Genomic DNA, 11,382 nt, shown 5'->3' on the forward strand with positions numbered 1-11,382 from the left:
ATTAAAGGATGGAGTAATGAGAACCAACAAGCACTTGCTTCTAATTTAATGAATATGGGTGTATCTTATGCTGGAATCATTGCCCTCGAAGATCTTCGTGCAGCCCAATTTCTTGCAACATTACCGATGGTAGACCCCAAACGGATAGTCGCTCTCGGGTTTTCAATGGGCGCCTTTCGGGCCTGGCAGTGTGCAGCTCTTTCAGCAGATATTACAGCTGGGATATGTATAAACTGGATGGCTACCATGAAAGGGTTAATGGTTCCTGGGAACAATCAGCTTAAAGGGCAATCGGCCTTTACAATGCTGCATCCTTTCCTGGGACGCTATCTGGATTATCCCGATATTGCAGGGCTTGCAGCTCCAAAACCAATGTTATTCTACTCGGGCGAAATGGATACTCTTTTTCCTATTAACTCAGTCTTAGAAGCCTATGAAAAGTTACGAAATATTTACCGTACGATCGGTGCATCTGAACAACTCGAGACACGCATATGGCCAACAGGTCATGTATATGATCTTGAAAAACAGGAAGCCTCTTTCTCCTGGCTTCTTGAAAAATGGAAACAGTAAGTATAATAAAGGTTTTTATTATGCATGACGACTACCAATGGCCTGTTTCAGAGATTCCACTCTGGGATACCAGGTTTCTTAAAGAAGAACTTCAACGGGATATGCCTCCACTCCCGGAAGAACAGGTAGTAGATCGAAGTTCTGATCTAAAAATTCATGATCGATTTATATCTAATGTGCTCCGGCCTTCGATTTTTCCGATGATACCAGAAAATCCTTTACCTTTAGGTATACTTATTATTCCTGGTGGAGGCTACGAACGAGTCGTTATAGATAAGGAAGGCTTTGAAATTGGTGCATGGCTTAATAGTCATAGAATTAGTGCATTTATATTAAAATATCGCTTACCCTGTGAACGATATGAACAACCTCATGTAGTACCCTTTCTTGATGCTCATCGTGCGATGTTGTTGCTACGAAAGCATGCTAAAGCGTGGGGGAATCTAACAACCATAGGGATTATGGGATTTTCCGCGGGAGCACATATAGCGGCAGAACTGTGCACGCACTGGGACACCCCGATGCCTTCTGAACAGAGGGATTCCATTGATATTCCTAATATAAGACCTGATGTTGGTATTTTAATCTATCCAGTAATTTCTATGAAAATAGAGATTACTCATCCAGGATCTCGACGCCGCTTACTGGGACCCAATCCTTCACCTGCACTAGTAGATCAGCACTCAATAGAACTCCAGATTCGAGAGAATATGCCTCCTCTTTTTGTTGTTCACGCCCTGGATGATAAAGCTGTACCTGTCACAAACTCCCTTTTACTTTGCGAAGCATGCAGTAAGAAAGGCGTCGCTCTAGAAGCCCATATATTTCCTGAAGGAGGTCACGGTTTTGGACTTCGTACTAAACATGGACCTATATCAGCCTGGCCACATTTACTATTGCGCTGGTTGAATATCGAATAGAATAAATAACTTAGAATCTAAGGCTAGAAAGTAATCTTCTCTGTTAACATACTAAACATTCTTTAAACTTTGGCTTGACAGCAGATTTATAATAGCTTAATAATTATAGGCTTATATGTTCTTATATTCTATTCTATAGGATTTTATGTGCATGAGTTTATATGATATATTAGTAGAACAGTTTAAAAAAGACCCTAAATATATAAATAAAAATGTAGAACTTAAAAAATGGGTTATTATACAAAGGGCACAAAATTTTGACAAAGAATTATTAGACCTTCTCATACAAAACGATGTTCTGAAAAAGGAATTCTTTGTAAACATTCAAGGTATTTTAATTTTCAAACAAAACCTTTTTATCGATTTTTTAGAACAAAAAAACTATTTTAACAATAGTTATACTAAATATAAAAATAAAATTGGACTTACTATTGATGGTATGTATTTAAAACAGCGAAATGATATTGCTTTAATATGGCCATTTAAGGATTGTATTCTTGAAGGTGGTCAAACAAAAGAAGAGCAAAGCCGAAAAGAAATATTTTTTAATGAAATCTTAGCACAAGATGAAATTACTCAACTTTTAGAACCAAAAGTTTTAACTAATGCAAAACACTTCGATAAAAATGGTGAAAAGCTAGTAAAACAATTTAATCGAAATGAAGAAGGAATAATAACTGATAATCTAATAATAAAAGGAAATAATCTTTTAGCACTATATAGTATAAAAAAAGAATTTGCTGGCAAGGTAAAGCTTATTTATATAGATCCTCCATATAATACAGGTAATGATGAGTTTAAGTACAACGACAACTTTAATAGATCAACATGGCTTACCTTTATGAAGAATCGTTTTGAGATCGCTAAAGAATTACTTAGCAATGACGGATCTATATTTGTACAATGTGATGACAATGAACAAGCTTATCTGAAAGTTTTAATGGATGAAGTATTTGGTACAGACAACTATCGAGAAACAATAGTTGTTAAAACTAGTACTCCAAGTGGTGTCAATGCAATAAATGTTAAAAGAGGTGAAAGACTTTTTAAGGTAAAAGAATATATTTTATTTTATTCTAAAACACCAACATTTCGCTTTAATCCGATCTATATAAAATCTGATTTTAATCCTAACTATAGATATGAAGTAATAAAGAGAGATGATAGATATATTATTAAAGATTTAAAAAAACAATATAAAAATAATATAGAATTAGAAGCATATGCTCTTAAAAATTATGATAAAATATATTCTCTAGAAAAAAAATAATAAAAAAGCTGGAGATAAGATAAAAATGGAAATAGAAAAATCAAAAAACAATAAAGAAGTCATTGAATATATTAATTCTAAAGGTCAACTAGTTTTAATTTATAATGGCGGTGTATTAGTGCCTTTAAAAGAGAGAGTTATAATAGATGATAATCAAGTATATTTTGGAACATTAATATCAGATTTGTGGGATGATGATATATTTCAAACAAATCAAACCGAAGGTGGAGTAAGGCTACCCAGCGGGAAGAAACCGGAAAAATTAATAAAAAGAATTATTGAATTAACAACAAAAGAGAATGATCTTGTTTTAGATTATCACTTAGGTAGTGGAACAACAGCAGCCGTTGCACATAAAATGAAAAGAAGATATATAGGTATTGAACAGCTAGATTATGGTGAGAATGATAGTGTTGTAAGATTAAATAAAGTTATACAAGGCGACCAAACAGGAATATCCAAAAATATCAACTGGAATGGTGGCGGTTCATTTATTTATTTTGAGTTAAAAAAACAGAATGAAGATTTTATTGATAAAATAATAAATGCAAAAAGTGCATATGAACTAGAAAATATTTTAGATGATATAAAAATGAAAGCTTTTCTTAAATATAGTATTGACTTAAAATTATTAATTGAAGAATTAGACCAGTTTAAAAAGCTTGTTTTTATAGATCAAAAAAAACTACTATTCGAATTATTAGATAAAAACCAATTATATGTTAATCTTTCATCTTTAATGGATGCTGATTACAATATCAGTGAATACGATAAATATATTACAATGAATTTTTATAATTTAAGTGATAATTATGACAAGTTATATTGAAGATAGATTATTTGGCTCTTCGCTAAAACGTGTGGGTAGGCAATAATAAGCTACTATGAAAGATTATGAATTATTTCAGGCTGCTCTCAGCCTTGGGAACGAATGGTTTGTAGTACAGAGTGATTTCAATCAAACTGAAAAAAGGCTTGATATTTACCTTGATTTTGAACGGGGTTCTCAATTTGAATGTCCCGTTTGCCACGAGCTGTGCGGTGCATACGATACAAAAGAATTAGTATGGCAGCATCTCAATTTTTTTCAATATAAAACCTATTTGCATGCATGGGTACCTTGGGTCTCGTGTAAAAAACATGGGGTGAAACAAATCCAGGTTCCCTGGGCTCGCGAACGATCCGGGTTTACCCTGCTCTTTGAAGCAATGATCATGGCTCTGGTTGATGAGATGCCAGTAAAAGCAATTGCCGATATGGTAGGGATAGAGGATACACGGCTTTGGCGAATCATAGAGTATTACGTGAACAAAGCCCTGGAACAATCAGATCTGTCACAGGTCCGTCGAGTAGGAGTGGATGAGACTTCCAGTCGAAAGGGACATAAGTATGTCAGTCTGTTTGTAGACCTTGATACGAACAAAGTCATATTTGTAACGAAAGGAAAGGATTCTCTTACACTACAAGCATTTAAAGAACATCTTGTCACATACGGAGGGGTTCCCGATGCCATTACAGACTTTTCCTGTGACTTATCCCCTGCTTTTATAAACGGTATAGAAACACTGTTTCCCAAAGCCCAAATAACCTTTGATAAATTTCATGTAATGAAACTATTAAACCAGGCTGTGGATGAAACTCGTCGGAGAGAACAGATAGAAGAAAAGGATTTAACAAAGACTCGATATATTTGGCTTAAAAATCCCGAAAACCTCACTAAAAAACAAAAAGAAAAATTACAGTCTCTATCTTCATTACAATTAAAAACCGGTCGTGCTTACAGAATGAAATTAGTCTTTCAACACATATTTAAGCCAGGACCTGTTTCATTCAATCGAGAAGAAGCTCTTAAAAAATGGTATGCATGGGCAGTTCGATCCCGAATAGAACCGATGGTAGAATTTGCAAGAACCTTAAAACGGCATTGGAATGGTATTGTTCGTTGGTTTACCAGCCATATAACGAATGCAATTTTAGAAGGACTTAATAGTTTAGTCCAGGCTGCAAAAGCCCGGGCAAGGGGTTTTCGATCCCTTGATTATTTTAAGCTTATTATTTACCGGGTCGCTGGTAAACTGGGGTACTTACCCATATAAAATAGCGAAGAACCTATATAAATACGATCTATCTGAATTTAGAAAAGATAAATATTCTAAAGAAATTACTCTAATTCGTTCTTTGTATAATGAACAAAACAGAATTATTCAAGCTTTGATATTAAATTTATATCGTCAAAAATTAGCAGCTATTCATAATATCAATTTAAAACCAGTTATTTTATTTAAAGCAAAAAAACTATTAAAGAATCTGAACAGAATAAAGAAAATTTTCATAAACTTATAGACATTTTATCTGTTCCTATGATTGATTATATTAAACAAACTTCAACCGTATCTATTGTACAAAAAGCTTTTGCCTTTTTTGATAAAAATGATATTTCATTAGAAACAATTGTCAAATGCATACAATCCAATTTTAAACCAGAAAACTGCTTAAGTGCAAATAATGATAACGAAGCAGAGCGCAATCAAATCTTACTTAACACATTAGAAGATGAAAATAATCCAATCCGTGCAATCTTTGCAGTCCAGAAACTCAATGAAGGTTGGGATGTTTTAAACCTTTTTGATATAGTTCGCCTTTATGAGGATAGGGATGGAAAGAATGGGAAACCAGGAAAAACAACCATTTCGGAAGCTCAGTTAATTGGCCGCGGGGCAAGGTACTACCCATTTTCTATTCACGAAAGACAAGACAAATACATTCGCAAATATGATAACGATCCTGCGAGTGATTTAAAAATATTAGAAGAGCTATACTATCATACAAGAGAAGATAGTCGTTATATTTCTGAATTAAAAAGAGCACTTATAGAAACGGGCATATATGAAGATGAATCAGACTATATTGTAAAAAAACTTACATTAAAACAAATATTTAAAGACTCAGATTTTTATAAAAATGGCCGTGTCTTTTTTAACAAGAAAGAGATAAAAAAATATAAAGACTTACATACTTTACTTGACCTAGGGTTAGGTAAAGTAAACTACCAGCATATTCTATCGTCTGGTATAGGAAAAACAACAACGATTTTTTCTGACTCAGAACCATTACAAAACAATGAAGTTATATTGAAAGGAAAAGATATAAAATTAATAGAAATTCCACAGCATATTATTCGGTATGCTTTAATTCTAAACCCATTTTTTTTATTTTGATAATTTATTACATTATTTCCCTGATGTAGGATCTCTTTCCAACTTTATCAACAAACAGGAATATTTAGCAGGATTAGAAATTACCTTTCGCGGTACAGAATCACGGTTACATCAAATCACTCCTTCTGACTATTTGCAAGCTATAAATAGACTTTTACAAAAGATTGAAACTACTTTAAAAAGTAATCTGATCGAATATGAAGGTTCAGATTATATATTTGACTATATACATAATGTATTCAAGGATAAAGAAATTAAGATATCCCTGAACGATGAACGAGCAAATGGACAAGAAGCACTAGTGAATAGTGCACCATGGTATGTATACAATGCTAATTATGGAACATCTGAAGAAAAAAAATTTATAGATCTTTTCTCAAGATGCTATAACGCTCTGTCAAACAAGTATGATGCTATTTATCTCATTCGAAATGAAAGGGAAATAAAAATTTATGATAACATTGGCAGAGCTTTTGAACCAGACTTTTTACTTTTTTGCAAACAACGTGAAGGCGAACGAATGACACTGCAAATATTTATAGAATCAAAAGGACAACATTTATTAGAACATGATAAATGGAAAGCTGATTTTTTAAATGAAATAAGAAAAAAACATTATATTATAAAAACTAACACAGAAACCTATGTCATAACAGCTCTTCCGTTTTATAATTATAACAACGAACATGAATTTAAACGACTTTTCGAAGTATTATAATTTCCCTTCATAATAATACAATCGTTCAAGGTCCTCTTCTTTAAGACCTTTCAGACGTTTGAGTTCTTCTATGATAATGGGGTCCTCACTTGTCTGATAGGGTATTTTACCAGATTTTGCAAGAGCTTTATTAATAACGAGTTGATTTTTTTGAGCCAAACCTTGGATACGAGCAGCAAGATTAATCCCATAACCAATATAGTCTCGATATTTTAGTTGAGAAGCTTCAGCAGATATTTCATATTTATAAAGCGTTTCTGAAACAAGCGCACCGCCAAGACCAAGCTGAGGATATTCACAAAACAAATCTGTTTCCAAAAATTCAATATAGGTATCGAAAACTGCAAGAGCTTCCTGTATTGTAGCTTCATTAGTTTCATCCCAGATAATAAGGGCGCCATCTCCGAGAAGTTTATAATAGGAACAGCCATAACCAAATTGATTTACACAGGATAGAAAATTAGATGTAAATTCCTTAATCAGTTTAAAAACAGTTCCCTCGTCATGATCTCTGAGAAACCCACTAAAGTTGCGAATATCTGTACAAAGGACAAGGGCGGCAGGCTTCTTTTCATCAAGATAATCATTATGAAAGATATCTACCGGCATTTTTTTAAGCCCCTGTAGAGCTGATGTATCAAGCTCTACATTGGGGTTGTATGGTCGAACTTCAGGCTTTTCTATTCCAAAAACCTCCCCGATTATACGCTGTAATTCCTCATCGGGAGGTAAAGCCATAAGCTTTTGTCGATACAGAGTCTTAGGTATATCACTATGAATATCTGCAATCACCAACGTTTGGTCTTCTTCTAAAACCAACATAATTTGATGATCTTGATTAAATTCGTCTTTTTTATTTGGATCCTTTACAATCCATCTAGAAGGATAAATATTAACAATCATACACTTCTACTGTATCATAAGATTTCTGTCTGTGCGAGTATTTTTTATATATTGTAATGTATATTAATCAATATCGCCGCTGCTTTAACAACTCGTCGAGCACTTCGTCAGTTTCGGCGGTTATGGTATAGTGACCTACCTTCCGGCCTGGACGGGCTTCTTTACCGTAGCTGTGATAGTGGGCCCCCGGAATGGCCAGAATCGCTTCCATTTCGGGCATGGTTCCGATGCAATTTATCATGGCTGCCGCTCCCCGGAGGACAGTGGCCCCCAGGGGAAGCCCCAAGATGGCCCGGAGGTGATTCTCGAACTGGCTTGTAACAGCCCCTTCGATGGTCCAGTGGCCCGAGTTATGAACCCGAGGGGCGGTTTCGTTTGCCATAAGCCCCTGGGGAGTATCAAAGAGTTCCAATGCTAAGACCCCGACATAATCGAGGCGATCCAGAATTTTCCGGGCACAGGTTTCTGCCTCTGCCTGACGGCGGTCATTTCGGCGCGGCCGGGACAGGCGCAGGATACCCTCCCGATGAACATTTTCAGTCACGGGATAAAAGGCTTCTTCTCCGGTGCTGCTCCGCACCGCTATGATTGAAACTTCCCGGGTAAAATCAACAAAGGCTTCGAGGATGGCACTGCGCCCCTGAATCTGTTCCCAGGCGATTTTACAATCTTCTGCCCTGCGGATCACCACCTGGCCCTTACCGTCATATCCCATAGTCCTGGTTTTCAGTACCGCCGGAAAACCAATGCTTTGAACTGCCTGTTCCAGGTCGGCCAGGCTTTCTATCGCCGCAAAGGCCGGAGTGGGTATTCCCAGTTCAGTAAAGAGCTGCTTTTCAGCAAGCCGGTCCCGGGAGGTAGCCAGGGCTTTCGCAGGGGGATAGACCAACTGCTGCCGTTCTTCCAGAAAATGGACTGCCTGGACCGGTACATTTTCAAACTCGTAGGTGATAATATCCGCCCAGGCGGCCAGTTCTTCCAGTTTTGCCACATCGTCGTAGGGGCCCCGCACCTGGCGGGCCACCACCCCAGCGCAGGCATCGGGAGCGGGGTCAAGGAATGCCACCTCGAGTCCCAGCGGGTGGCCCGCCAGCGCCAGCATGCGGGCAAGCTGGCCGCCGCCCAGAATGCCGATGCGGCGAAGCTCGCGGCCTTGGCGGGCTGCGGTGCGGGGCCCTGCAACCTGAGGGCTCTGGGCTGAAACGAATTGGGCTGCGGTGCGAGATACTGGGACAGCCTTCGATGTAACTGCGTTGTGTTCGCTCATAGGGCCTCCCGGGGATCCGGATGGGAAAGGACCTGTTCGGTTTGCTTGGTCCGATAAGCCTTAAGCCGTTGGCGAATTTCAGGATATTTATTTGCCAGAATGCTGGCCGCCAGCAAGGCCCCGTTAATGGCACCGGCTTTGCCAATCGCCAGGGTGCCTACGGGTATCCCCGCCGGCATCTGTACAATAGATAGCAGCGAATCCAGGCCGTTCAAAGCCTTGGATTGGACCGGTACGCCCAACACCGGAAGGGAAGTCTTTGCGGCGGTCATACCGGGCAGGTGAGCCGCCCCGCCTGCACCGGCGATGATGACCTCAATCCCCCGGCTTTCTGCCTGTTCTGCATAGGTAAAAAGTTTGTCCGGCGTCCGATGGGCCGAAACAACCTCTACTTCATAGGGTATTCCCAATTCATCCAGGATGGCCGCCCCGTGGCTCATGGTTTCCCAATCGGAGGTGGACCCCATAATCATACCGACCAATATATGCATACACCGGCTCCTTATCCGCTGCCAGTTTTATAGTATAAATCGCCCATTCTCGCAATGACCGTTCATCAATCTGGCCTTTTACCCGATTTCCCCTGGTTAAATCGTTGTTCAAATTCGCTCGGAGTTTCCCCCGTCTCTTCCTTAAATACCCGGTTAAAGGTGCTTTTAGCAGAAAATCCTGCTTCATAGGCTACTTCCAGAATCGTTTTTTGTTTCAAAGCTCCCCGCAAGACTTCCTGTTGAAAATATGCAATGCGGTACTGGTTCAATAACTTTCTGAAGGGCTTAGCAAGACTGCGGTTTACTGCCATAGACAGCCGGTTAGGGTGCACCCCAAGGGTTCTGGCTAATCGAGCTTCAGAAAGATTTGGATTTTTAAACATACCTCCATCTAGTTTTTCGATAGCCCTTTCTAGCAATTCCCTGCATTGGTCATCGGTCGCCAGGTTTTGTCCTTTACAGCTAAGTGGAATACCTCCTGCTTCAAGACTGGCGGGGGCCAGAAGAACAAGAAAAGAGATGGCATAGATAAGTAGAGACATAATCACCGCTAATATAATAAAGGGAGTTGTATTGCCCTGGACTAACTTTGCTGTGGCTCCCGGATATAAGGCGACAATACAAAAAACTATCAGAACGAGGAATGGGATAATTGCTAGAACCCGTATCCAAACACGATGCACCGTAGATAGATGGAAGCTTTTTGGCCCAAAGGCGAGCCATAGGGTGCACATTACATAGCCCAGATTGATGATGACCTTCAGGCCATTCAGACCAAGCATCCAGAAGGGTGGATAACCATCAAACACAAGTTCTACCAGATACTGATACGACAATTCAGGAAGGGTTGCGACAATCAGACTGATGAGGAGGGTCCCTCCTATATAGGGGATGAAATGTAATATTGATATGCGGGATTGGTTAGTCTGGCTTAAGGATTGTACAGTCCAGAATAACAGGGGACCAAACAAAAAGGGCAAGGTAGTGGTTAATGGCCAGAGCCAGGGGTGAGATTGCATGATATCCTTGTTCCAGGTAGGGATTGTCCCGAGTCTTAACGAAAAGGTAAGAATAAGCAAAGCAAGAGGAACATTACCGGCGTGGCGAAATCGTAACGTAATAAGTAAAAGCAACAACATTCCCTGTATTGCTCCCGGAAGAGCAAAAAGTAGGAGTAGGCTCATATAAAAAACATAGCATATTCCGCCCTAAATTTTTAGTCCTATATTGCATTTTAAGACGACAAACCAGTAGCAGCCGGCCATTAGTATTAGTAAGAAGAGCAAAAGAACATAAGGAGGATCATTCCATGAAAGCATCTGTATTGGTAATTGCTGCCCTCGGAGCTGTATATGTACTCAGTTGTACTGGAACACCCACGTCGGCTTCTTTTACTATTTCTACAGCTACTACAAAGCAAAATCAGGACCAAACCAAACCAGCACAACCAGCCCAAACAGGACCAAGCGAAAAAGATGGGATCATTACCTTTAACCAGGGTGGGCAATTGCCTAAAGGCTTGACCATGCCAGCGGAAACTTATCTAAAGGAAGGAGAAGTCTTTGTACCGGCCTATGCTCCGGACCGGTTTGAAGGCAACTGGGGAATCGGGAAAATACTTACCCCTGCCTCCGCAAAGACAAAGGGAGAAGCGGAGGTACTTCAGTTCTATGATAATAAGTCATTTTGGATTTCTGCCAACTGGGTAATTACCAAAAGCAGACCCGCTGTAGCGGAGGAACTACAGGAGGGGATGCTCGTGCTCTGTGGTAAAATTGATGATGCTGGCCGTAGATCCTATGATACATGGTTTTTAGGAGTCATTAAAAGTACCGATACCCTCTATAAAAATGAAGTACGGCTCGAAAGATATCCCCATGATGCCAAAGCTGTCCAATTTAGCAAAAAGGTGAGCGATATTCGGATTATCATTGAACCGGTTCTGAAATTTAAAAAGGTGGGATCTAATTACATGAAACTGCCCTAACATGACTTCCTGGCATTCCAGCGTCGACAGCAAAG

General features: G+C 39.0%; 11 protein-coding genes and 1 pseudogene. 8 read left to right on the plus strand and 4 right to left on the minus strand.

The genetic code is table 11. The annotated features are described in order from the left end of the window. The 7 genes and pseudogenes from SPICA_RS15025 (at nt 1) to SPICA_RS15045 (ending at nt 6,699) form a co-directional block, all read left to right on the plus strand. On the plus strand, nt 1-573 hold the full coding sequence (locus tag SPICA_RS15025; RefSeq protein WP_257720292.1) for an alpha/beta hydrolase family protein: 573 nt from the start codon (nt 1-3) through the stop codon (nt 571-573). Between the two features lie 20 nt (nt 574-593). Continuing rightward, a complete protein-coding gene (locus tag SPICA_RS12470; RefSeq protein ID WP_013969844.1) occupies nt 594-1,493 on the plus strand; it encodes an alpha/beta hydrolase in 900 nt (299 codons plus the stop codon). Between the two features lie 151 nt (nt 1,494-1,644). After that, a complete protein-coding gene (locus SPICA_RS15500; RefSeq protein WP_052296383.1) occupies nt 1,645-2,763 on the plus strand; it encodes a DNA methyltransferase in 1,119 nt (372 codons plus the stop codon). Nucleotides 2,764-2,773: 10 nt separating this feature from the next. Further along, nucleotides 2,774-3,592, plus strand: a pseudogene (locus SPICA_RS15505) (DNA methyltransferase); the annotation flags it as partial. 55 nt (nt 3,593-3,647) lie between these two features. Further along, nucleotides 3,648-4,859: an ISL3 family transposase gene (locus SPICA_RS12480; protein ID WP_013969845.1), complete on the plus strand. Its 1,212-nt coding sequence runs from the start codon at nt 3,648-3,650 to the stop codon at nt 4,857-4,859. Between the two features lie 264 nt (nt 4,860-5,123). Continuing rightward, the gene (locus SPICA_RS15040) at nt 5,124-5,981 is read left to right on the plus strand and encodes a hypothetical protein (RefSeq protein WP_052296385.1); all 858 of its coding nucleotides are present in this window, start codon (nt 5,124-5,126) and stop codon (nt 5,979-5,981) included. Nucleotides 5,982-6,114: 133 nt separating this feature from the next. Then, nucleotides 6,115-6,699, plus strand: a complete 585-nt coding sequence (locus tag SPICA_RS15045) for a hypothetical protein (protein ID WP_052296386.1) — start codon at nt 6,115-6,117, stop codon at nt 6,697-6,699. Here SPICA_RS15045 and SPICA_RS12490 read toward each other — a convergent pair. From SPICA_RS12490 to SPICA_RS12505, 4 genes are all read right to left on the minus strand, one after another. After that, nucleotides 6,694-7,602, minus strand: coding sequence for a hypothetical protein (locus SPICA_RS12490; RefSeq protein ID WP_013969846.1), 909 nt, complete (start codon nt 7,600-7,602; stop codon nt 6,694-6,696). The genes SPICA_RS15045 and SPICA_RS12490 overlap by 6 nt on opposite strands. Nucleotides 7,603-7,669: 67 nt before the next feature. Next, complete coding sequence (locus tag SPICA_RS12495; protein WP_013969847.1) at nt 7,670-8,869, minus strand: 5-(carboxyamino)imidazole ribonucleotide synthase; 1,200 nt, start codon at nt 8,867-8,869, stop codon at nt 7,670-7,672. Then, nucleotides 8,866-9,360 (minus strand): 5-(carboxyamino)imidazole ribonucleotide mutase, encoded by a 495-nt coding sequence (gene purE / locus SPICA_RS12500; protein WP_013969848.1) that lies wholly within the window; start codon nt 9,358-9,360, stop codon nt 8,866-8,868. Before purE ends, SPICA_RS12495 begins: the two co-directional genes overlap by 4 nt. Before the next feature lie 65 nt (nt 9,361-9,425). Then, nucleotides 9,426-10,544, minus strand: coding sequence for a helix-turn-helix domain-containing protein (locus SPICA_RS12505; RefSeq protein WP_013969849.1), 1,119 nt, complete (start codon nt 10,542-10,544; stop codon nt 9,426-9,428). Between the two features lie 125 nt (nt 10,545-10,669). Here SPICA_RS12505 and SPICA_RS12510 point away from each other — a divergent pair, with 125 nt between their 5' ends. Further along, nucleotides 10,670-11,347 carry a hypothetical protein gene (locus tag SPICA_RS12510; RefSeq protein WP_013969850.1) on the plus strand — a complete coding sequence of 226 codons (678 nt, stop codon included), beginning with the start codon at nt 10,670-10,672 and terminating at the stop codon, nt 11,345-11,347. The last annotated feature ends 35 nt before the right edge of the window (nt 11,348-11,382 follow it).

It is taken from the genome of Gracilinema caldarium DSM 7334, from assembly GCF_000219725.1.
Classification (GTDB): domain Bacteria; phylum Spirochaetota; class Spirochaetia; order Treponematales; family Breznakiellaceae; genus Gracilinema; species Gracilinema caldarium.

Excerpts from the sequence above, each read along its gene's own strand:
- SPICA_RS15040 (WP_052296385.1), top strand. The coding sequence starts at position 5,124 with ATGATTGATTATATTAAACAAACTTCAACCGTATCTATTGTACAAAAA.
- SPICA_RS12505 (WP_013969849.1), bottom strand. The coding sequence starts at position 10,544 with ATGAGCCTACTCCTACTTTTTGCTCTTCCGGGAGCAATACAGGGAATG.
- SPICA_RS12495 (WP_013969847.1), bottom strand. The coding sequence starts at position 8,869 with ATGAGCGAACACAACGCAGTTACATCGAAGGCTGTCCCAGTATCTCGC.
- SPICA_RS12470 (WP_013969844.1), top strand. The coding sequence starts at position 594 with ATGCATGACGACTACCAATGGCCTGTTTCAGAGATTCCACTCTGGGAT.
- SPICA_RS12490 (WP_013969846.1), bottom strand. The coding sequence starts at position 7,602 with ATGATTGTTAATATTTATCCTTCTAGATGGATTGTAAAGGATCCAAAT.
- SPICA_RS12480 (WP_013969845.1), top strand. The coding sequence starts at position 3,648 with ATGAAAGATTATGAATTATTTCAGGCTGCTCTCAGCCTTGGGAACGAA.
- purE (WP_013969848.1), bottom strand. The coding sequence starts at position 9,360 with ATGCATATATTGGTCGGTATGATTATGGGGTCCACCTCCGATTGGGAA.
- SPICA_RS15500 (WP_052296383.1), top strand. The coding sequence starts at position 1,645 with ATGAGTTTATATGATATATTAGTAGAACAGTTTAAAAAAGACCCTAAA.
- SPICA_RS12510 (WP_013969850.1), top strand. The coding sequence starts at position 10,670 with ATGAAAGCATCTGTATTGGTAATTGCTGCCCTCGGAGCTGTATATGTA.